This is a genomic window from Nocardia sp. NPDC050713, assembly GCF_040654315.1.
GTDB lineage: Bacteria > Actinomycetota > Actinomycetes > Mycobacteriales > Mycobacteriaceae > Nocardia.
In genome coordinates this window covers 144,301-165,933 of record NZ_JBFAHS010000004.1, presented here as the reverse complement: position 1 = coordinate 165,933, position 21,633 = coordinate 144,301, and the positions used below count along the sequence as shown (strand labels likewise).

Annotated in this window: 18 protein-coding genes and 1 pseudogene; 5 read left to right on the top strand and 14 right to left on the bottom strand. The window is 69.4% G+C overall.

Features of this window, described 5'->3' with window-relative positions; translation table 11 throughout:
• Positions 1–6: 6 nt before the first annotated feature.
• Entirely contained in the window at positions 7–2,826 is a 2,820-nt protein-coding gene (gene gcvP, locus AB0H49_RS09855) for an aminomethyl-transferring glycine dehydrogenase (RefSeq protein ID WP_357249416.1), read from the top strand.
• 64 nt (positions 2,827–2,890) lie between these two features.
• Here gcvP and AB0H49_RS09850 read toward each other — a convergent pair whose 3' ends face one another.
• Complete coding sequence (locus AB0H49_RS09850; RefSeq protein ID WP_355002703.1) at positions 2,891–3,475, bottom strand: TetR/AcrR family transcriptional regulator; 585 nt, start codon at positions 3,473–3,475, stop codon at positions 2,891–2,893.
• 60 nt (positions 3,476–3,535) lie between these two features.
• Here AB0H49_RS09850 and AB0H49_RS09845 point away from each other — a divergent pair, with 60 nt between their 5' ends.
• Both AB0H49_RS09845 and AB0H49_RS09840 read left to right on the top strand, forming a co-directional pair.
• The gene (locus AB0H49_RS09845; RefSeq protein ID WP_357249413.1) at positions 3,536–5,023 is read left to right on the top strand and encodes an ABC-F family ATP-binding cassette domain-containing protein; all 1,488 of its coding nucleotides are present in this window, start codon (positions 3,536–3,538) and stop codon (positions 5,021–5,023) included.
• Positions 5,016–5,945, top strand: a complete 930-nt coding sequence (locus AB0H49_RS09840; protein WP_357249409.1) for a virginiamycin B lyase — start codon at positions 5,016–5,018, stop codon at positions 5,943–5,945. Before AB0H49_RS09845 ends, AB0H49_RS09840 begins: the two co-directional genes overlap by 8 nt.
• A gap of 112 nt (positions 5,946–6,057) precedes the next feature.
• On the opposite strand, the gene AB0H49_RS09835 is transcribed toward AB0H49_RS09840, so the two are convergent.
• The 6 genes from AB0H49_RS09835 to AB0H49_RS09810 all read right to left on the bottom strand — a co-directional run bounded on the left by AB0H49_RS09835 (position 6,058) and on the right by AB0H49_RS09810 (position 10,830).
• Positions 6,058–7,671, bottom strand: a complete 1,614-nt coding sequence (locus AB0H49_RS09835; RefSeq protein ID WP_357249406.1) for a substrate-binding domain-containing protein — start codon at positions 7,669–7,671, stop codon at positions 6,058–6,060.
• 192 nt (positions 7,672–7,863) lie between these two features.
• On the bottom strand, positions 7,864–8,136 hold the full coding sequence (locus AB0H49_RS09830; protein ID WP_355002699.1) for a WhiB family transcriptional regulator: 273 nt from the start codon (positions 8,134–8,136) through the stop codon (positions 7,864–7,866).
• A 24-nt stretch (positions 8,137–8,160) separates the two neighbouring features.
• Entirely contained in the window at positions 8,161–8,706 is a 546-nt protein-coding gene (locus tag AB0H49_RS09825; protein ID WP_357249403.1) for an HNH endonuclease, read from the bottom strand.
• Between the two features lie 121 nt (positions 8,707–8,827).
• Entirely contained in the window at positions 8,828–8,953 is a 126-nt protein-coding gene (locus tag AB0H49_RS09820) for a hypothetical protein (protein ID WP_357249400.1), read from the bottom strand.
• Between the two features lie 125 nt (positions 8,954–9,078).
• Positions 9,079–9,621 carry a DM13 domain-containing protein gene (locus AB0H49_RS09815; protein ID WP_355002696.1) on the bottom strand — a complete coding sequence of 181 codons (543 nt, stop codon included), beginning with the start codon at positions 9,619–9,621 and terminating at the stop codon, positions 9,079–9,081.
• Between the two features lie 72 nt (positions 9,622–9,693).
• A complete protein-coding gene (locus AB0H49_RS09810; RefSeq protein ID WP_357249397.1) occupies positions 9,694–10,830 on the bottom strand; it encodes an acyl-CoA dehydrogenase family protein in 1,137 nt (378 codons plus the stop codon).
• A gap of 93 nt (positions 10,831–10,923) precedes the next feature.
• On the opposite strand from AB0H49_RS09810, the gene AB0H49_RS09805 reads away from it, so the two are divergent.
• Positions 10,924–11,616, top strand: a complete 693-nt coding sequence (locus AB0H49_RS09805; RefSeq protein WP_357249393.1) for a helix-turn-helix domain-containing protein — start codon at positions 10,924–10,926, stop codon at positions 11,614–11,616.
• 33 nt (positions 11,617–11,649) lie between these two features.
• Here the strand turns inward: AB0H49_RS09805 and AB0H49_RS09800 are convergent, their stop codons facing one another.
• The 4 genes from AB0H49_RS09800 to AB0H49_RS09785 form a co-directional block, all read right to left on the bottom strand.
• Entirely contained in the window at positions 11,650–12,531 is an 882-nt protein-coding gene (locus AB0H49_RS09800; RefSeq protein ID WP_357249391.1) for a hypothetical protein, read from the bottom strand.
• 470 nt (positions 12,532–13,001) lie between these two features.
• The gene (locus AB0H49_RS09795; RefSeq protein WP_357249388.1) at positions 13,002–14,291 is read right to left on the bottom strand and encodes an acyl-CoA dehydrogenase family protein; all 1,290 of its coding nucleotides are present in this window, start codon (positions 14,289–14,291) and stop codon (positions 13,002–13,004) included.
• A gap of 2 nt (positions 14,292–14,293) precedes the next feature.
• Positions 14,294–14,932, bottom strand: a complete 639-nt coding sequence (locus tag AB0H49_RS09790; RefSeq protein ID WP_357249385.1) for a TetR/AcrR family transcriptional regulator — start codon at positions 14,930–14,932, stop codon at positions 14,294–14,296.
• Positions 14,929–15,978, bottom strand: coding sequence for an alcohol dehydrogenase catalytic domain-containing protein (locus tag AB0H49_RS09785; RefSeq protein ID WP_357249382.1), 1,050 nt, complete (start codon positions 15,976–15,978; stop codon positions 14,929–14,931). The genes AB0H49_RS09790 and AB0H49_RS09785 overlap by 4 nt, the downstream gene beginning before the upstream one ends.
• Before the next feature lie 404 nt (positions 15,979–16,382).
• Here AB0H49_RS09785 and AB0H49_RS09780 point away from each other — a divergent pair, with 404 nt between their 5' ends.
• Entirely contained in the window at positions 16,383–18,563 is a 2,181-nt protein-coding gene (locus AB0H49_RS09780; RefSeq protein WP_357249379.1) for a malate synthase G, read from the top strand.
• 121 nt (positions 18,564–18,684) lie between these two features.
• Here the strand turns inward: AB0H49_RS09780 and AB0H49_RS09775 are convergent, their stop codons facing one another.
• The 3 genes and pseudogenes from AB0H49_RS09775 to AB0H49_RS09765 form a co-directional block, all read right to left on the bottom strand.
• Positions 18,685–20,277, bottom strand: coding sequence for a succinic semialdehyde dehydrogenase (locus AB0H49_RS09775; protein ID WP_357249376.1), 1,593 nt, complete (start codon positions 20,275–20,277; stop codon positions 18,685–18,687).
• Between the two features lie 11 nt (positions 20,278–20,288).
• The gene (locus AB0H49_RS09770) at positions 20,289–21,206 is read right to left on the bottom strand and encodes an acetoacetate decarboxylase family protein (protein WP_357249373.1); all 918 of its coding nucleotides are present in this window, start codon (positions 21,204–21,206) and stop codon (positions 20,289–20,291) included.
• A gap of 94 nt (positions 21,207–21,300) precedes the next feature.
• Positions 21,301–21,630: pseudogene (locus AB0H49_RS09765) on the bottom strand (type 1 glutamine amidotransferase domain-containing protein); the annotation flags it as partial.
• Positions 21,631–21,633: the final 3 nt, after the last annotated feature.

Below are 21,633 nucleotides of genomic sequence, written 5' to 3'. Positions count from 1 at the left end.
GCTGCCGTGACTCGATCATTCGCCGACCGTCATATCGGACCCGACCGGGACGAACTAGCCCGGATCCTGCCCGTCGTCGGCGTCGGATCGCTGGACGACCTGGCGACCGCCGCGCTGCCCGCCAGCATCCTCGACGACTCCGCGGCCGGGGCGCTCGCCGCGCTGCCGCCCGCCGCCACCGAGCACGAGGTGCTCACCGAGCTGGCCGCGCTCGCGCACGCCAACACCGTGGCCGCCTCGATGATCGGCCTCGGCTACTACGACACCCTCACCCCGCCGGTGCTGGTGCGCAACCTGCTGGAGAATCCGGCCTGGTACACCGCGTACACGCCCTACCAGCCGGAGATCAGCCAGGGCCGCCTCGAAGCGCTGCTCAACTTCCAGACCATGGTCTCGGATCTGACCGGCATGGAAGTCGCCAACGCGTCCATGTTGGACGAGGCGACCGCGGCGGCCGAGGCCATGACGCTGCTGCGCAGGGCGGGCCGGTCGAAGTCGGCGCGGCTGCTCGTCGACGCGGACCTGTTCCCGCAGACCCGCACCGTGCTGGAGACCAGGGCCGAGCCGCTGGGCATCGAGATCGTCGAGGCGGATCTGTCGACCGGCGAGCTGCCCGAGGGCGACTTCTTCGGCGTGCTGTTGCAGGCGCCGGGCGCCTCCGGCCGGATAGTCGACTGGACGGCCGTGATCGCGGCGGCGCACGAGCGCGGCGCGTTGGTCGCGGTGGGCGCGGACCTGCTCGCGATGACGCTGATCACCCCGCCGGGCGAGCAGGGCGCCGACGCCTGTTTCGGCACCACCCAGCGCTTCGGCGTTCCGCTCGGCTTCGGCGGTCCGCACGCCGGGTATCTGGCGGTGCGCGGGCAGTTCGCGCGGCAGTTGCCGGGCAGGCTGGTCGGCGTCTCGGTGGACGCGGACGGCGATCTCGCCTACCGGCTGGCTCTGCAGACCCGCGAGCAGCACATCCGTCGCGAGAAGGCGACCTCGAACATCTGCACCGCCCAGGTGCTGCTGGCCATCGTGGCCGCGATGTACGCGAGCTACCACGGCGCGGACGGACTGCGGGCGATCGCGCGGCGAGTGCACGGCCACGCGGCGGCCATCGCGGCGGGCCTGGACGGCGCCGTCGTGCACGCCACCTTCTTCGACACCGTGCTCGCGCACGTCCCCGGTGGCGCGGAAGCCGTTGTGGCCAAGGCGAAGTCGCGTGGTATCAACTTGCGCCTCGTCGACGCCGACCACGTCGCCATCGCCTGCGACGAGGCGACCACCTCGGCGCACGTCGCCGCCGTGCTCGAATCCTTCGGCACCGCACGGTCGCTGGACGACGCCGCGGCCGCCCCCGCCGCCTCCGTCGAGACGCGCACCACCGAGTTCCTGACCCATCCGGCGTTCACCAGCTACCACACCGAGACCGCGATGCTGCGCTACCTGCGGCGGCTGTCCGACAAGGACATCGCGTTGGACCGCAGCATGATTCCGCTCGGCTCGTGCACCATGAAGCTCAACGCGACCGCCGAGATGGAGCCCATCACCTGGCCCGGTTTCGCCAGGGTGCACCCGTACGCGCCGGTCGAGGACGCGCCCGGTCTGCTGAAGGTCGTCGCCGATCTGGAGAACTGGCTCTGCGAGATCACCGGCTACGACTCGGTGAGCCTGCAGCCGAACGCGGGCAGCCAGGGTGAGTACGCCGGGCTGCTCGCCATCCGCCGCTACCACCTGGACCGCGGCGACACGCACCGCGACACCTGCCTGATCCCGTCCAGCGCGCACGGCACCAACGCCGCGTCCGCGGCCATGGTCGGCATGCGCGTCGAGGTGGTCAAGTGCCGCGACAACGGTGACGTCGACCTGGACGACCTGCGCGCGAAGATCGCCGACCACGCCGACCGGCTGGCCTGCATCATGATCACCTACCCGTCCACGCACGGTGTGTACGAGCACGAGGTGGCCGAGCTGTGCGCGCTGGTCCACGACGCGGGCGGCCAGGTGTACGTGGACGGCGCGAACCTCAACGCGCTCGTCGGCCTCGCCCGTCCCGGCAAGTTCGGCGGCGACGTCAGCCACCTGAACCTGCACAAGACCTTCTGCATCCCGCACGGCGGCGGCGGTCCGGGCGTCGGGCCGGTGGCGGTGCGCGAGCACCTGGCGAAGTACCTGCCCGGCGACCCGCTCGAGCGCGGTTCGCACGCGGTGTCGGCGGCCATGTACGGTTCCGCCTCGATCCTGCCGATCACCTGGGCCTACATCCGGATGATGGGCGCCGAGGGCCTGCGTCGCGCCACCCTTTCGGCCATCGCCTCGGCCAACTATGTGGCGCGTAGGCTGAACGAGCACTTCCCCGTCCTCTACACCGGCGAGAACGGCATGGTCGCGCACGAGTGCATCCTCGACCTGCGCGAGATCACCAAACGCACCGGCGTCACCGTCGACGATGTGGCGAAGCGCCTCGCGGACTACGGTTTCCACGCGCCGACCATGAGCTTCCCGGTCGCGGGAACGCTGATGGTGGAGCCGACCGAGAGCGAAAACCTCGCCGAGCTCGACGATTTCATCGAGGCGATGATCGCCATCCGCGCCGAGATCGATCAGGTCGGCGCGGGCGTCTGGCCGGTGGAGGACAACCCGCTGCGCGGCGCGCCGCACACGGCGGCCAGCCTGGTCGGCGACTGGGAACACCCCTACAGCCGCGAAATCGCCGTTTACCCAAGGGGTCTCGCACACGCGAGGGCCAAGGTGTGGCCGCCGGTGCGGCGCATCGACGGCGCGTACGGCGACCGTAACCTGGTGTGCTCCTGCCCGCCGCTGGACGCCTACACCGACTGACACGCGACGCGAGCCGCCGCGCCGAGGACAGCACCTCGGCGCGGCGGCTTTCGTGTGTTCGGACTCAGCTCAGAGCACGTGCCGCGGCGAGGGCCGCGTCGGCCGCCACGCGCGCGTCCTCGGCGGTCACCGGTTCGCGGGAGATGAACAGCCGGTAGAAGATCGGCGCGACAGCGAAGCGGACGATCTGCTCCGCGTCGACGGTGGACGGGAGGTCGCCGCGGTCGACTGCGCGCCGCACGAGTTCGGCCGACTGCCGGTGGCGCGCCTGGTAGAAGTCGTGCAGCGCGGTCGCGGCGGCGGAATTCTGCATGGCCGCGGCGATGAACGCGCTCGCGACCGGACCCGCTTCCGGGTCGGCGAAGCCGGTTCGCACCAGTTCGGTCAGCGCGCGCAGGTCCTCGGCGAGCGTGCCGGTGTCCGGAATCGGCCACGGTTCGGCGGCGGCCAGGTCGAGCGCGTCGGCGATCAGTCCTTCCGGGCTGCGCCAGCGGCGATAGACCGTGGTCTTGTGCACCCCAGAACGCTGGGCCACCGCGTCCACCGAAAGCCCCTGGTAGCCGTGCTCGGCGAGCTCCGCGAGGGTGGCCGCGCGCACCGCGTCGCGGACCCGCGCGCTGCGGCCGCCGGGACGTTTCTGCGTCTCCAAAGACAACTCCTGTTGCGTTAAATCGGACTGTTTGTTAGCTTAAAGCTACACAAGTAGCGATTGGAGTTCCATCTGACCACCCAGCTGACCCTCCGGGGTGTCGCGAAGTCCTACGGCGACCGCCGCGTGCTCGACGGCGTCACGCTCACGATCCGGCCCGGCGAACGAGTCGGCATCGTCGGGGAGAACGGTTCGGGCAAGTCGACATTGCTGCGCCTCATGATCGGAGCCGAGCGCGCCGACGACGGCGCCGTGACCGTCGACGCGCCGGGCGGCATCGGCTATCTCGGCCAAACTCTGGTCGGTGAGACCGTCGCCGACGCCATCGATCTGGCCTTGGCCGAACTGCGCGACCTCGAACGGCGAATGCTGGAAGCCGCCGCCGCGCAGGACGTGGACGCCTACGGCGAGCTGCTCACCGCCTTCGAGGCCAGGGACGGTTACGACGCCGACGCCAGGGTCGACAAGGCGATGCACGGCCTCGGGCTCGCGGGCATCGGGCGCGACCGCGCGGTGGCGAGTCTGTCCGGCGGCGAGCAGGCGCGGCTCGGTCTGGCCTGCCTGCTGGCGGCGTCCCCCGAGATCCTGCTGCTCGACGAGCCGACCAACCACCTCGACGAAGCGGCACTGACCTGGTTGGAGGACCGCCTGCGCGGCCATCGAGGCACCGTCGTGGTGGTCTCGCACGACCGGGTCTTCCTGGACCGCGTGGTGACCGCGATCATCGAGGTCGACCAGGGCGGCGTCACCCGATTCGGCGGTGGCTACACCGGCTTCCTCGCCGAGAAGGCCGCGGCGCGGCAGCGCTGGGAGCAGGCCTACGCGCAGTGGCGGGAGGAGATCCGGCGGCTCGAGGAGTTCTCGGCGACCACCGCGCACCGGGTCGCGGTGGGCCGGGTGATGAAGGACAACAACAAGATGGCCTACGACCGCAACGCGGGCCGGGTGCAGAGTTCCATCTCCTCGCGCGTGCGGCAGACGGCCGAGCGGTTGCGCAGGTTGACCGACGACCCCGTGCCGCCGCCACCGAAGCCGCTGCGATTTCGCGGCAGATTCGGTGCGGCACAGGCGAAGTCGTTCGAGATCGGCGAACTCACCCTTGGCCCGCGCGACCGGCTGCTGATCGACGGCCCCAACGGCTCCGGCAAGTCGACTCTGCTGGACGCGATCTACGCCCGCACCCCGGGCCGGGTCGGCTACCTGCGCCAGGAGGTCGCGTTCGATTCGGCGCAGACCGTCGCCCAGGCCTACGGCCACGGCAGGGACGCGCTGGTGTCGACCGGGCTGTTCCATCGGAGCGCGCTCGACGTGCCTGTCGGAGCGTTGTCCGAAGGGCAGCGCCGCAGGCTGGCGCTGGCCAGGGTGCTGGCAGGCGAGCACGATCTGCTGCTGCTCGACGAGCCGACCAACCACCTGTCCCTCGCGCTGGTGGAGGACCTGGAGCAGGCGCTCGGTGCGTATCCGGGCGCGGTGGTCGTGGTCAGCCACGACCGGGCGCTGCGCCGCCGGTTTCGTGGAGAACGAAAGGAAGTGCACGAATTTGCCTGAGGTCCGCACGACAATCGAGGCGCCGGGTGCGCCGTACGGCGTCACCGTCGACAAGGCGGGCGCGCTCTGGTTCACGATGGCCGCCCAGGGTGCGGTCGGCCGGTGGGCGGGGGAGAGCATCGAGACCTTCGCCCTCGACCCGGCCGACGGGCAGCCGACGGTGATCGTCTCGGGGCCCGACGACGCGGTCTGGTTCACGGAGTTTCGCGGGAACCGGATCGGCCGGATCGGCGCGGACGGCGTGCTGTCCTTCGTCGCCGCGGACGCACCGTACGGTCTGTGCCTCGGACCGGACGGCGCGCTGTGGTGCACCGAACTCCAGTCCGGGCACATCGGGCGACTGTCCGACGACGGGACGATCACCCGATACCCGGTCGAGGGGATGCCCTCGATGATCACGCCGGGCCCCGACGGCGCGCTCTGGTTCACCCTGAACCAGGCCAACGCCATCGGCCGCGCTACCACGGACGGCGCGATCACCACGTATCCGCTGCCGACCGAGCAAGCGAACCCGGTGGGGATCACAGCGGCCCCCGACGGCGCGCTGTGGTTCGTCGAGATCGGCGCGGGACAGATCGGCCGAATCACCGTCGACGGGGCGATCGAGGAGTTCCCGCTGCCCGATCGCGCCGCGCGTCCGCACGCGATCATCGCGGGACCCGGTGGGGCGCTGTGGTTTACGCAGTGGGGGAGCTCCCGGCTCGGCTGGGTCACCACCGCTGGGGAGATCGGCGAGCTCGACCTTCCCGGTGGGGAACCACACGGTTTGGCGGTCGGCACGGACGGCCTGATCTGGGTTGCCATGGAGTCGGGCGCGCTCGTAGGTGTCGAACCGGACGGCCGCGAACAGGCCGCCCGGCTTCGCGCACGAGGGGGCGAGTCGACGACGGAACCGCGCTCCGGCACACCTACAGAGCGCTGAGCGCCCGATCGACCGCGGTGCCCGGCGTTACGAAGTGGTGGGCGCCTGGACGACCGCGCTGCCGAAACTCAGGTCGTTCGAGGTGGCGAGCCGGGTGCAGGTGCCGCCGCTCCTACGGCGTGGTGAGCGCCTGGACGACCGCGCTGCCGAAGCTGAGGTCGTTCGAGGTGGCCAGCCGGGTGTAGGTGCCGCCGGTGCGCTGGGCCGCGGTCTGGAGCGTGTCGGTGCCGTTGCCGCCGATCACGACGACGTCGACGCGCACCGGGCGATCCGGGTCGGCGGCCGCCGCGAGATCGGCGAGCAGCTGCGCGCCGGTCACCGAGGAGTCGTCGTCGGGTCCGTCGGTGATGAGCAGCACCGAGTTCGTCCGTCCCTCGGCGTAGCCGTTGACGGCGCTGCGGTACGCGGCGAGCAGAGCCGGATAGGCCTGGTCGGTCCGGGTCTCGGTGGCGCGCACAGCGCTCAGCGCGGTGTCGATCGCGGTGCGCTGGCCGTCGGCGAGGGCGGCGGTGCGGGCCTGCACTCGGTACGGGTTGACGCCGTCGAGGCTCTTGCCGAAGGTCCAGACGCCGAGGCCGAAGTCCGGCGGCATGACGTTCATGGTCGATCGCAGCGCGCCGAGCGTGTTCGCCAGTCGAGTGCTCGCGCCCTCGGCGGTCGACATGGATGCCGACACGTCGAGCAACACCGTGGAATGCACGCCGAGCACCGGATGCGCGAGGGTGGACCGCAGCTTGTCCAGCGCGGCGCGCGACGCGCCGGGACCGGTGGGCGGGGGCACCGCGGTGAAGCCCGCGCTGGTGAAGAACGGTGCCTGTTCGGGGTTGCGCAGGTAATCGACGAACAGTCCGGCGATCAGGTTCTGCGTCTGGTCGACCCACGGGCCCGACATGAGCGCGGCGGGATGATCGGCCACCGGCGGGTTGCCCGCGGGTCGGAAGACGGCGACACCGGGCTGCCCGGCTATGTGCTGTTCAGTAGCGGCTACCGCGTGGATGGCGGAGTTCGCGGCATGGGCCGGATCGGCGATCGCGGCGAGGGCGGCTGCGGTGTCCGCGGCCTCCGGCGCGCCGGACGCCAAGCCGGAGACCGCGGCGACCACCTGGCCGGACTGCGCGCCCGCGTCGGTCAGCGGCTCCTCGCCCGCCACGGCCGAACCGACCGCGACCGCGGCGGCCAGGGTGGCGTCGCCGTCCGGCAGCGCCATGCGCAACCCGCCCCAACCGGACAGGCCGAGCTCGCCGAGCGAACCCTGTTGCAGGCGAGGCAGATCGCCCCACGCGATCCGCGCGTCCTCCAGCGCGGCGCGTACCTGCTCGGGCACGCCGAGCGCGATGGGGCTGCCGGCGATCGGACTCGGTTCTCCCGCAACGAGTCCCGGCACCCGCATGATCTCGACGGCACGCGAGGAGCTCGGAATCCACAGTGCGGGTTGCGGTCCCAGCGCCGGGTTCCACGCGCCGCCCGCACGGAACGCCTCGGCCACCTCGGCCGAGGGTCGCGCCGTCACCGAGACGCGCGCGCAGTGATCGCGCACCTGCGGCTCGGTGGCGTTGTATTTGTCGGCGATGGCGCGCACCGGCGCCTCGAGGTCGGGATCGACGGTGACGAACAGCGTCGAGGGTCCCTCCACGCACTCCGCGGCCGCCGCGCTGTCGCGATCGGCAGCCCGGTCGCGGAACTGGACCCAGGCGAAAACCGCGGCGCCGAGTAGCAGAATGGCCACCACTGCGATAACCGGACCTTTGCTGATACCTCGAGATCTGGTCCCGCTGCGATGAGTGCCCACGGCGGTACAGTGTATGGTCACCGCCGGTTCGCCCGCCCGGCGAGTCCACCGGATCGGCGCGCGCGGCGCCGGGCGCCTCGACGTACGCGAGCCGCCGACGTCGTGGTGCGTCGGCGGCTCGGCGGCCGGTTATTCGCGGATCATCCGCCCGCGGTCGAACTCGTGCCCACCCCACACACCGGACTGGCCGGTGTCGGCGGCGAACTCGGCACAGGCCGACCGGATCGGGCAGCTCGCGCAGATGCCGCGCGCGTAGTCGAAGTCCTGTGACGGGTACGGGAACCAGGCCTCGTGATTGGGATCACCGCGGCACGCGGCCCGATGCCACCCTCGGGCGTCCGAGAGCGGGAGCAGGTCGGCGAGCGTGAGCTCGGCACCGGTCGGTGATGTTCGGACGGTCATGGATCCTTACTCCTTTCTCGGTTCTCAGGTGCTCGCCAGCTGCTTCCAGATCTGGCGTTGCCGCTTGGCCAGCGGATCGGGCGCCTTCGGCTGCCACAGCAGCCGCATGCCCGCTTCCTCCGGCGTCCGGTCGGCCTTGAGCGTGTTGCACGGCGCGCACGCCGCGATCAGGTTGCTCCAGGTGTTGGGGCCACCGCGGCTGCGCGGACGGATGTGGTCGACGGTGCGCGCCCAGCCCGCGCAGTAGCCACATCGGTGCGCGTCGCGCCGCAGCACGGCCGCCAGGGTGGCGCGGCTCTCGTCGTGCACCCGGGCGGTGTGCTCGATGTAGACGTAGCGAAGCAGTCGAATGGTCTCCGGGAGGGCGATCTCCATGTTCCGTGACCGGATCGGGAAGTGCGGCTCCCGGTCGGCGACGGATTCGGCGGCGCCGCTGATCAACAGCACGACCGCGCGCTCGGCGGCGACCTCGTCGAGCGCCTCGTAGGAGGCGTTCAATACGAGGACGCCGCTGTGTATCCAGTTGTCGGCGGTCAACGCCGCCGGGCCGACGGCACGTCGGAACATCATGGGGCTCACCATGTTTCGTGGAGAAAGTGGAAGATTCAGCGAAGCGCGGCGCCGTCTGGTTCGCGGCGCTCTGTTGTCGAGTTCGCGGAGCGATCGGGCGGTTCCTCGCGGAACCGGAGCGTCAGCGGTCGGCCGAGAGGTGGCTCGCCGCGACGTCGTCGCCGCCGCGCATGGGCTGTCCGTTCTCGATAATCGAGAACCGCTGTACGGCTTTGCTTTCCGCCGAATACGCGATCTTCGGATGCACGGGCCACCTCCTCCTTCCAGGTACTCGCCTGATCGCCCCGTCGGTTAGGGCGATCATCGTGGAATCACATGGTGGCACAGGGAACCCGCGTTTGTCGGGTCATTTTTTCGCGGGTGCGGGACGCCTCAGGCGGCGTGCAGGGCGGCCGCGCCGAAGGACACGTTGAACCGGTCGCACCAGATCGAGACGCTGGTGAGAGAGGTGAGGTCGACATCGGCCGGAATGGCGTAGTTCTGGCTGCCCTTGTTGCCCTTCAGCTGCCCCAGATCGACGTGGCGGCCGTCGTCGAAGACGCCCCAGCCCGCCCTGCCTTCCAGCACAGGGGCGTCGGTGAGCCAGACGTGCAGATCCGGTCCGTCGGAGGTGTCCAGGTCTTCGACCCGCAGCACCCGGCTGCCGTCGGCCAGTCGCAGGACGCTCACCGTGCCCGACGTGCCGTGTTCATGGGAAATGAATGTCCCCGTGGCGAGCGTGCGCGGCTGCCCCCCGGTATCGATCCCCGGCATCCCGCCGGGCTGCGCCGCGGTCGGGACCGCCTCGTTCACGGTGGTGTCGGTGACGAGCCGCCAAGGCTGGAACAGCGCGAGCGCCGCGCCGAGACCGACTATGACGAGCGCTGTGAGCACCCAGGCGATCGGGGATCGAGCGATCTTGCGCACGGACACCATGGTTTTCCTTCCCGCGGGCGAAGCACGTCGCTGTTCCATCATCACCGAACACGAGGGAATCGTTCACGCGGTTCAGTCGAGCGGGGTGTGTCCGAGCAGAACATGGCCGCTGAAGAGAATCTGCTTGGCGCGCGGCAGCGGGTGGAACAAGCAGCCGTGCACGTCGCGATAACGCATCTCGAGTTCGCTGGAGCGCGAGTAGCCGACGCCGCCGACCGTCTCGATGGCGAGCCGCACGGTCTCGATCAGAGCGTCCGCGGCGACCGTCTTGCGGCTGAGGGTGCGGGCCGCGTAGGCGTCGGTGTTGCCGAACTCCAGGTTCGCCGAGCCGCTGAACATGGCCTCGACCAGATCGGCCGCGGTGGTGTGGGCGTTGGCCAGCTCGCCGACGAGCTGCACGATGTGCGGATCGCCGCGACCGGACACCACGGCCAGCGCGGTGTCGACGGCGCCGTCGGCGATGCCGAGGTAGGCGGCGAGGACGAGCGGCATCGCCGCGCCGATCACCACGTTCAGCAGGGGCGGCCAGACGTCGGCGGGCCGGATCAGCGAGATGGCGGCGTCGGGGACGAACACGCCGTCCAGTACCACCGTGTGCGAACCGGTCGCGCGCAAACCCAAAGTGTCCCAAGTCTTTTCGATGCGGATGCCGGGCGCGCTCAGCGGCACCGCGCAGTGCAGCACCTGCGGGCCGTCCGGGCCTTCGTCGTAACGGACGCTGGTGACCAGCACGGTGCCGATCTCGCAGCCGCTGGCGGGCGCTTTGCGCGCGTGCACCAGATAGCCGCCGTCGACCCGCTCGGCGCGGCCGTTGGAGCCGACCCAGTCCGACGCGCCGGTGCTGACCAGCAGCGCACCGCCGACCACCTTCTGGAACAGCGGCGTGGCGTCGGCGCCGTGCTTGTGCCGCCAGACTTGGGTGGCGACCAAGTGCGCGTGCATGGCGAAGGCCACCGCGGTGGACGGGTCGTGGCGGCCGAGTTCGCGCAGCACCTCGCCCATGTCGCGGTGCGTCGCGCCGCCCCCGCCGTACTCGGCGGGTACCAGGGCGGCCGACAGGCCGGTGTCACGCAACAGGTCGAAGGCGGGTGCGGAGATCTCGCCGCTGCGGTCGCGGTCGGCGACCTCGGCGCGCAGTGTCTCGCCGACCGAGCGGGCGCGCTCGATCCAGTCCGTGGGGGTCATTGCGGGGATAGCGGTAGTGGTCATGTTTCGAAGCTACGAAGCCACGCGATAACCGAATAGTGCAGAAAGTGGACTCCTCCGGTCCACGAAATGGACCACGAGAACGCGAGGTGTGGTGTGACGACAGCGACGGCGAGCTACGGCCAGTACTGCCCGGTCTCCCGGGCACTCGACCTGTTGGGTGAGCGCTGGTCGCTGCTCATCCTGCGCGACCTGCTCCTCGGAACCACCCGCTTCAACGACCTGGCCCGCGGCCTGCCGGGTCTGTCGCGCACCCTGCTCACCAAACGGCTGCGCCAGTTCGAGCGGGCCGGGTTGGTCGAGAAGCTGGGCGGCCGATATCTGCTCACCGAGGCGGGACGGGAACTCGAGCCGATCCTGTTCGGCCTCGGCGCCTGGGGGGCGCGCTGGACCTTCGGCGAACCCGACCCGGACGAGCTCGACGCCGATCTGCTCGTCTGGTGGATGCACACCCGCGTCGACACCTCTTCGTTTCCCGGCCCGCGGCAGGTGCTCGCGGTGCGGTTCACCGACGACCCGCGCCGCTACTGGATCGTCGTCGAACGCGGCGCGCCCTCGGTGTGCGTCACCGACCCCGGTTATCCGGTGAACGTCACCATTCGCTCCGACGTCGGCTCGCTCTACCAGGTGTGGCTGGGCCGGATCCCGGTTCTGCACGCCCTGCGCACCGGCCGCCTCGAATTCATCGGCCCCTCCGCCCTCACGCGCCGGATGCCGACCGTGCTGCAACTGAGTCCCGTTGCGCCGTATGCGGATTCGCGACCCGAGCTGACCTCTATGTCGGCCTGAACGGACCGCGTCCGTAGCGACGGCTACCCATTGCTAAGGATTCCGCGCGATATCGATGCGGATGGAATCGTTGTCTTCGAGGACGAACACCCGGTCGCGCTTGGCTTGCCACTGCTGCGGGAGCAGGTAGTAACGGTCCGAAGTGCGTGCGAGCAGCCACAGTCCGCTGTACACGTATCGGTATCTGCCGTTGGGTTCGGTCAGCTCGCCGACCTGGGCGCCCGAGCCCTCGATACCGAGGCGGTCGACACTGAAGACGACGATGGCGGGGCGATCGACGAACCGCACCGCCTCCTGGTGCACGGCGTCGTCGTGTCCCTTGCGTTCGGCGAAGGCGGCGACGGCCCAGACATAGCCGATCATGGCGACGGCGACGAGGGCGATGGTTCTGACCTGCATGACGGTGCGAGGCGTCCGTCGGACACCCAGCACGGTCGGGTATCGCCACCGCAACCAGCTCGCGTATCCGATCATCGCCGCGCCCGCGATCAGCAGGAACGGCGCCTCGACTGAGAGCGGCGCGGCGAACGGCGTCGGGACGTAGACCAAGACGGCGACCGCCACGATCAGCAGCGTGCCGGCCAGGGCGAAGGCGCGGACCCACCATCTCAGGGTGTCGCGTGGCCGCCCGCTGACGAGCGCGTGCCAGGCCGGGAGCCGCCGCGCGGCGAGCAATACGAGTATTGCGAGCAGCGTGGCGAGCAGGGGCACGAACATCGTTCCGACACTGAACAGCACATAGTCCTGTGTCGAAAACCCGAGCGTTCCAGCAGGCACGCCGAAGTATCCGAAGAAGGCGCGGCTGTACGCCCAGCCGAAGTAGTAGAGAACACCGGTGAGGAACGCGACCTGTGAGGCAAGGGCGCCGAGCAGTGGAAGCAGCGCGAACGCGCGCTCATCATTCGCGTTCGTCACTGGGTGGGCGGGTTCGTGGGCTCGACTGGTGTAGTCGACTCATCGGGAGCAGCCGTCTCGCCGGTTTCCGGCGGCGGCGCGATGAGGCTCGGCGTCGTCGTAGGCGGTCCGACCGTCGAGATGGCCGTTGTCGGTCGAGTGACGGGGGTGGCGGTCTTCGGCAGCAACCCCGTGTGCGTCGGCACGGGTGTGGGCGGGGTGCCGGTCGTGGGCGGCGCTGTCGAAGACGCGCCGGTCGTCACGGTCGGTCTCGGCGCGTCGGACTCACTGCCGCCACACCCCGTCGCGAGGAGGGCCAGTGCCAGCGACGCAGCGATGCAAAAACCGTTACGCACGATCGGAAATCCCCTCGCCGTCCCACCCCTAACCTGCACCGAAATTGTGGCACGGGTCTTCGCCGCGCGGAACCGATCGCCGAGACTGGCGCCCCGCCGGGACCACGCCACGACGGTTCCGGCGCAGGCATCCGTCTACAGGTTCCCCACGACGTGTTCCAACCGCCGCGCGACCAACTCCCGCGCCTGCTCCCGCAGCGCGGGCCGGTACCCACTCGGGTACACCGGATCACCGGGCGCGTAGTTCTTCAGCACCTCCTTCGCGAGGGTGATCTTGTGCACCTCGGTCGGCCCATCGGCGATCGCCATGACCTCGGCGTAGTTCATCATGTCCACGAACGGCAGGTCCTCGCTGACGCCGAGGGCGCCGTGCAGGTGCAGTGCGCGCTGGGCGATGTCGTGCATGACCTTGGGCATGGCCACCTTGATGGCGGCGATGTCCTTGCGCACCTTCAGATAGTCCTGCTCCTTGTCGATGCGCCACGCGGTGCGCAGCACGAGCAGCCGGAACTGCTCCATCTCGATCCAGCTGTCGGCGATGCGTTCCTGGGTCATCTGCAAGCCACCGAGGGGACCCTTGCGCATCTGCCGCGAGACCGCGCGTTCGCACATCATGTCGAAGGCCTTGCGCACCAAGGCGACCGTGCGCATGGCGTGGTGCACCCGGCCGCCGCCGAGCCGAGTCTGGGCGACGACGAAGCCCTGGCCCTCGGCGCCGAGCAGGTGGTCGGCGGGGACTCGCACGTCGGTGAAGCGTAGGTGGCCCTCGTGCTCGCTGAAGCCGTGCACGTGGAAGTTCTTGACGATCTCCAGGCCGGGAGCGTCGGCGGGCACGATGAACATCGACATGCCCTGGTAGGGGCTGACATCCGGGTTGGTGACGACCATGACGATGTGGAAGCTGGCGAACTGCGCGTTGGAGTTGAACCACTTCTCGCCGTTGATCACCCAGTGGTCGCCGTCGCGCACCGCACGGGTACGGAACAGCGTCGGGTCCGAGCCGCCGGTGGGCTCGGTCATCACGTAACAGGAGCCGATCTCACCGGCCAGCAGCGGCTCCAGGTACTGCGCCTTCTGCTCCGGGGTGCCGTAGTGCGCGAGGATCTCCGCGTTGCCGGAATCCGGTGCTTGGCAACCGAATACCGACGGCGCCCAGACCGAGGTGCCGAGCACCTCGTTGAGCAGCGCCAGCTTCATCTGCCCGTATCCCTGGCCGCCGAGTTCGGGGCCGAGGTGACAGGCCCACAAGCCTTGTTCCTCGACCTTCTTCTTCAGCGGCCGCATCAGCGCCATGGCCTCGGTGTTGCCGCGGTCGTAGGGATTCGGGTAGAGCAGATCGAGCGGCTCCACCTCGGTGCGGACGAATTCCGCCGCCCAGTCCAGCTTCTTCTGGAACTCCGGATCGGTTTCGAAATCCCAAGCCATGATCAGCCTTTCGTGTGGTTGTCGGTCACGATGCCGTCGAGGACGGTGGCGGCGAGGATGTCGGCGATCGCATCGGGGGAGTGGCCGCCGTGCGGGCGGTACCAGAGGGTCACGGTGTTCAGCATGCCGAGCACACCGTTGGTGACCACGTGGTCGGCGGTGCGCAACAAGCCCGCGGCGTGTCCAGCGTCGAGTGTCAGCTGCCAGTGCAGCTGGATCCGGTCCCGTAGTTCTTGTAGTTGCGCGGCGCGGTCACCGGTGAGCGAACCCACGTCGCGCAGCTGGATGGTGACCTCGCGGCGGTGCTCGACGATCCGGCCGACGTGGCTGTGAATCAGCTTGCGCAGCTTGGTGACCGGGTCGTCGTCACCGCTGGTGACGTGTTCGGCGTCGGTGAGCATGAGTTCGGTGTAGTCGCGCAGGATCTGCCAGAGCAGTTCTTCCTTGGACCCGATGTGGTAGTACAGCGCACCACGCTGCACGTCCGCGCGATCACCGATCTCGGCGACCCCGGTGCCGTGAAAACCCTTCTCCGCGAACAGTTCCACGGCGGCGCGGACGATGCGCTCGCGGGTGTCGCCCGCCGACGATTCCGAGGCGGGCGGACGGCCTCGGCGACGCGCGGGGGCGATGTCGTTCATTGCCACGGATCCAGGACGATCTTGCAGACCTTGTCGTCGCGAGCGGCGAACATGCGGTAGGCGTCGGGCCCTTGCGACATCGGCAAACGATGTGAGACAACCGCTTCCGGACGCAGTCTGCCCGCCGCGGTCAGCTTCAGCAGCGCGGGCAGCTCGTACTGGATGGAGCACAGCCCGATGTGGAATTCCAGCTCCTTTACTTGTGCGAGCGGCATGTGGAACGGGTAGGCCCGATTCTGGCTGACGCCGACCACGCTGACCCGGCCCCGATGGCCGACCACGCTGATCGCCAGCTTGATCGTGGCATCGGCGCCGACCGCCTCGAGCGCTACATCGGCTCCGCCGCCGAGCATCTCGCGTACGGCCGTCTTCGGGTCGTCGGACTCGACGGGCTCCGCGCCGAGCTCGGCCGCCCTGGCGCGCCGGTCCGCGACCAGGTCGACGCCGAGTACCCGGGCCGCGCCCATGGCGAACGCGGCCTGCACCGCCATCAGCCCGACCGGGCCCAACCCGATCACCACCACCGTGTCGCCCGGCGCGATGCGCGCCCGCCGGGCGGCGTACCAGGCGGTCGGCGCGTTGTCGGTCAGCACGATGGCGGCCTCGTCGGCGATCGCGTCGGGCAGCCGCACCAGATTGCCGCCCGCGTGCGGCACCGCGAGCAGCTGCGCCTGCGCTCCCGGCAGCGAACCGCCCAGCCCGTAACACGCGTCGACCGGCAGCGGCTGCCGCTCGCACGCCGCCACGACGCCCGCCCTGCAGTTGCCGCAGCGGTCGCACCCCGCCGACGCGGCCACGAGCACCCGGTCGCCGACCGACAGACCGCGCGCCTGCGGGCCGAGCTCGACGATCTCGCCGACCGCTTCGTGCCCGACCCCGTAGCCGGTGCCGGGCGTGAATCCGTGGCCCGCGTAGATGTGCAGATCACTGCCGCAGACGCCCGCCGCGGTGACCCGCACGATCGCCCCGTCCGGCCCCGGCAGCACCGGGTCGTCCAGCTCGACGAACGAGATCGCTTGCGGACCGGCGTAGGTGAGCGCCTTCATGAAAACCTCCTGCTGATGGCGGTCGTGCCGCCGGACCTCGCCAACCGCCGTCCAGTGCGAGCGTGGCTCCGGTGCGCAACGACGACGCGTCGGTGGCGAAGTGCAGTGCGGCGCCGCCGATCGCGTTCACCCGGACCTTCGGTCGCCTTCTGGTCGAAGAAATGTTCCGATCAGTACATTAAATGCGCCGGGCGCTAGGATCAAGAGGTTGTTCGGCCGACCGCCGACATCGTGAGACGCGCCGATCGATCCACCCCGATCTACGGCGTGGCGAAATACTTTGGGCCGCCGAGGCGTTCATCCGACGCGCTCGGTCGGCGCTGGCCCTCCGCAGGGATTGGGCCTACCGACGGGTAACATGAGACCGTCTTTTCCACCCGGCTTTCTCAGAAGTGAGGCAGTAGATGACAGAGCGGATTCAGGTCGGCGGGCTCCAGGTGGCCAGCGTTCTCCACGAGTTCGTCGAGAACGAGGCGCTTCCCGGTACCGGCGTAGATTCCGCCGCGTTCTGGGCCGGCGCCGAGCAGGTGATCAACGATCTCGCTCCGCGTAACCGCGCCCTGCTGGCCGAGCGCGACGAGATCCAGGGCAAGCTCGACGCCTGGCACGCCGAGAACCCGGGCGCGAACTACGACAAGACCGCCTACAAGAACTTCCTGACCGAGATCGGCTACCTGCGCCCCGAGCCCGCCGACTTCCAGATCGAGACCCAGAACGTGGACGCCGAGATCGCGTCGACGGCCGGTCCGCAGCTGGTGGTTCCGGTGATGAACGCGCGCTTCGCGATCAACGCCGCCAACGCGCGCTGGGGTTCGCTCTACGACGCGCTCTACGGCACCGACGCCATCTCCGAGGCCAACGGCGCGGAGAAGGGCACCGGCTACAACAAGGTGCGCGGCGACAAGGTCATCGAGTGGGCGCGCAACTTCCTCGACGACTCCGTCACCCTGATCACCGGCTCGCACATCGGCTCGACCTCCTACAAGATCGTCGACGGCGAGCTGGAGGTCGGCCTGGAGGACGGCACCGAGATCGGTCTGGCCGACCCCTCGCAGCTGGTCGGCTACCTCGGTGACCCGGCCTCGCCCACCTCGGTGCTGCTGAAGCACAACGGCCTGCACATCGAGATCCAGATCGACCCGAGCTCGCCGATCGGCAGCACCGACACGGCGGGCGTCAAGGACGTCGTGCTGGAGTCCGCGGTCACCACGATCATGGACTTCGAGGACTCGGTCGCGGCGGTCGACGCCGAGGACAAGGTGCTCTGCTACCACAACTGGCTCGGCCTGATGACGGGCAAGCTGTCCGAAGAGGTCGCCAAGGGCGGCAAGACCTTCACCCGCACCATGAACCCGGACCGCGTCTACACCGCGCTGGACGGTTCGGAGCTGGTGCTGCACGGTCGTTCGCTGCTGTTCGTGCGCAACGTCGGCCACCTGATGACCTCCGACGCCATCCTCGACAAGGACGGCAACGAGGTGCCCGAGGGCATCATGGACGGCCTGATCACCTCGCTGATCGCCAAGCACTCGCTCAACGGCGACACCGAGCTGAAGAACAGCCGCACGGGCTCGGTCTACATCGTGAAGCCGAAGATGCACGGCCCGGACGAGGTCGCCTTCACCAACGAGCTGTTCGGCCGCGTCGAGGACGTCATCGGCCTGGACCGCAACACGCTCAAGGTCGGCATCATGGACGAGGAGCGCCGCACCACGGTGAACCTGAAGGCCTGCATCCAGGCCGCCAAGGAGCGGGTGGTGTTCATCAACACCGGCTTCCTCGACCGCACCGGCGACGAGATCCACACCTCCATGGAGGCCGGGCCGATGGTCCGCAAGGCCGATATGAAGGCCCAGCAGTGGATCCTGTCGTACGAGGACTGGAACGTCGACACCGGTCTGGTCGCGGGTCTGCCCGGCAAGGCGCAGATCGGCAAGGGCATGTGGGCCATGCCGGACCTGATGGCCGACATGCTGGTCCAGAAGGTCGGCCACCCGAAGGCGGGCGCCAACACCGCGTGGGTGCCCTCGCCGACCGCCGCCACCCTGCACGCCACCCACTACCACCTGGTGGACGTGTTCAAGCGGCAGGCCGAGATCGCCAAGGGCGGTCCGCGCGCCACCGTCGACCAGATCCTGGAGATCCCGCTCGCCGCGGAGCCGAACTGGTCCGCGGAGGAGAAGCAGCAGGAGCTGGACAACAACTCGCAGTCCATCCTCGGCTACGTGGTGCGCTGGATCGACCAGGGCGTCGGCTGTTCCAAGGTGCCCGACATCAAGGACGTCGCGCTGATGGAAGACCGTGCGACCCTGCGTATCTCGAGCCAGCTGATGGCGAACTGGCTGCGCCACGGCATTGTCACCGCCGACGAGGTGGTGGCCAGCCTGGAGCGGATGGCTCCGGTCGTCGACCGGCAGAACGCGGGCGACCCGAACTACCGCCCGATGGCCACCGACTTCGCGGGGAGCATCGCCTTCCAGGCCGCCAAGGAGCTGATCCTCGAGGGCACCAAGCAGCCCAACGGCTACACCGAACCGATCCTGCACCGCCGCCGCCGCGAGGCCAAGGCGCTGGCTTGCGTGTAATGCGCTGAGCGACGAACGAATCCCCCGGTCGACCGAGTCGACCGGGGGATTCGTCGTTGCGGGGCGGGTGGCGCTCGCGGGCCTTCGCGTGACGGAATGCGGCGTTCGCCCGGCAGTGGCCTCAGCGAGCGCCGATTCCCTTCAGGAGCTTCAGCGAGACCGTCAGGAGAGCGGCCCAGGCTCTATGGGAGACGCCCCTCGGTGGGGTGAAGCCTTGAATGCGTTGGTGGGCAACCGTTTGCGGCTCGGTGTATTTGAGGATGCCGTCGGCGCCGTGGCGGCGACCGAGTCCCGAGTCGCCCATGCCGCCCATCGGTGCGTCGACGCTGCCCCACGCGGCGGCGAAGGCGTCGTTGACGTTGACCGTGCCCGCGTGCAAACGGGCGGCGACAGCCCTGCCTTTGGCGCCGTCGCGGGTCCAGACGCTGGCATTGAGACCGTATGGCGTGGCGTTGGCCCGGGCGATCGCGTCGTCGAGGTCTCGGTACGGGTAGATCGAGACGACCGGGCCGAAGGTCTCGTGGTCGTAGAGCGTCATGTCGGGGGTGATGTCGGTGAGGATCGTCGGTTCGTAGAACAGGGGACCGAGATCCGGTCGCGCCTTGCCGCCCGCGAGGACGGTCGCGCCCTTGGCGACGGCGTCCTCGACGTGCGCGGTGGCCGTCTCCAATTGGGCCGCGTTGGTCAGGCTTCCGACATCGCGGCTGAAGTCGTAGGCGGCGCCGATCTGCAGCTTCCGGGTGCGGGCGACGAACGCGGCGACGAAGTCGTCGCGAATGGTGTCGGCCACGTACATGCGCTCGATGGAAACGCACAGCTGGCCGGTCGAGGGGAAGCTCGCGGCGATCGCGCCGTCGGCGGCGCGGTCGATGTCGGCGTCGTCGAGGACGAGCATGGCGTTCTTGCCGCCGAGTTCCAGGGAGGCGCCGATGAGACGTTGCCCGGCGTCGCGAGCGATCTGCCGTCCGCTGGCGGTGGAGCCGGTGAACATCATGTAATCGGCGTTGTCCATCAGCGACCCGCCGATGGAGCTGCCCCGCCCGACCACCATCTGCCACACACCGGGCGGCAAGCCCGCCTCGTGCATCAGGTCGAGTGCCCACAGCGCGGTGAGGGCGGTCTGGGTGTCGGGCTTCTGCACGACGGCGTTGCCCGCCATGAGCGCCGGGATGGCGTCGCCCGCGGCCATGCTCAGGGGGTAGTTCCACGGTGAGATGACCGCGACGACGCCCTTGGGGTGGCGCAGTTCGGTGGTGTGGGTCAGCAGCGGGATCGCGCCGCGACGGCGTTTGGGCGCAAGGAGTTTCGCCGCGCTGCGCGCGTAGTACCGGGCGGTGATCGCGATGTCGGTCACTTCGAGGAACGCGTCGCGGCGGGTCTTGCCGCTTTCGGCCTGCATCAGGTCCAGGACCTCGTTCTGCCGATCGAGCAGGAGGTCGTGGAAACGCAGCATGATCTGCTGCCGCTCACGCATGGACGTGGCGGCCCAGGCCGCCTGGGCGTGGCGGGCCCGCTGGAACGCGGTTTCGACGTCCGCGGGCGTCGAGACGGGCAGGTCGGCCAGTGGGGCGCCGGTGTAGGGGGCGTTGGTGGTGACCCGTTCGGCGTCCGCGGTGGCGGTGACTCGTGCGGCCAGACGTTCGATCAGGGCCGAGGTCAGTGATGCGGGCAGGCCCGAGCCTCGGGCCAGGGTGGGTGTGTGATCGGTGGGCATGGCAGGGCTCCTCAATTCCGGCTCCGGATCGAGGTCGGGACCGGCATGTGCAGGGCGAGTTGGCCTTCGGTGGTGACGTCGAGGCGAACGATCTTGATCGGTTGGAGCGATCGCAGGTCCTCGGCCATGCGACCCTGTCCGATCTCGAGGTCGATCTTGCGTGGGAAGCGGGTGGTTCCGGCCGAGAGCACGTTGATCTGGCTCAGGGTGGAGTGCCAGGCGCCGTCGATCGTGGTGTAGGAGGTGAGTGAGGGGACGTGTTCGCCGGTCGGGTGGGCGGTCTGGGCGGGGGTGGCCACCGACAGCGACAGGTCGGTTCCGCCGGCGTCGTTGGTCACCCGGGCGGCGGTGCGGTCGGTGTCGATGTCGACATCGATGTCGGTGACCCACTTGGGGAAGCCGTAGCCGTCGTGGCCGCGCACCTGGGCGATGTCGGTGCTGACCGGCAGCGACAGCACATAGGAGTGCAGGTGGTCGTTGGCCAGGCCGGTGGCCAGGTCGAAGAATCCCAGGCGTCCGTGCCGTGCCGGTCGCACGGCGATGCCGACGGCGGCTTCGGTGTAGAAGTCGATGTCGCACACCTCGTAGCGGAAGAACATCACCGAGACCAGCCCGAACCCGGGCGCGACCTCGAGCGGCGCCAGCTCCTCGGGCAGGCGTGCACGGATCGCCCGCGAGCGGGCCAGCATCGTCAGCCGCGCGGTGGAGATGCGGTAGTAGAAGTTCGGGGTCAGTGTGGCGCCGATGCGCGAGTCGACCTTCGTCTTGGGCAGCCGTCGGAAGAAGTCCACGCTACTGACCCGGGGATCGCGGGCGACTTCGTCGAGGTCGGTGTTCATCCGGTACCGGTCGTACAGGCCGCCTTTCGGAACGGTGACCACGTGGCCGCCCAAGTCGACCACGACTGTTTCCTGGTAGGTCGATGGCATTGATGAAGCTCCTCGCTCATATGTGTACAGTGCTAACATCAGGCTAATCGCGAATGTGAACACTGTCAACACTGGTCGCGGGCTGCAGTGTGGCTCACTTCGCGGACTGGGCGCCGACGTCGGCGACCAGCCGTTCGGCCAGTTGCTCCGAGGACTGTGGATTCTGGCCGGTGTACAGCGGAGTCAGTGCTTTGGAGTATTCGACGCCCGCTTGCTTCAACCGGTCCTCCAGCAGCCATGGCGCCGTCGTGGCGAACCGGTTGAGCAGTTCCTCCCGGTTCGACAGCCCGGTCATCCGGTAACCGGCGAACGGTGAGGTGCCCTCGGGTGTGGTCGCGGCCAGGATCGCCGCGGGCGCGTGGCACAGCAGGGCGAGTGGCTTGCCGGAGGTCAGCCGGTGGGCCAGCAGCGCGCCGGAAGTCTTGTG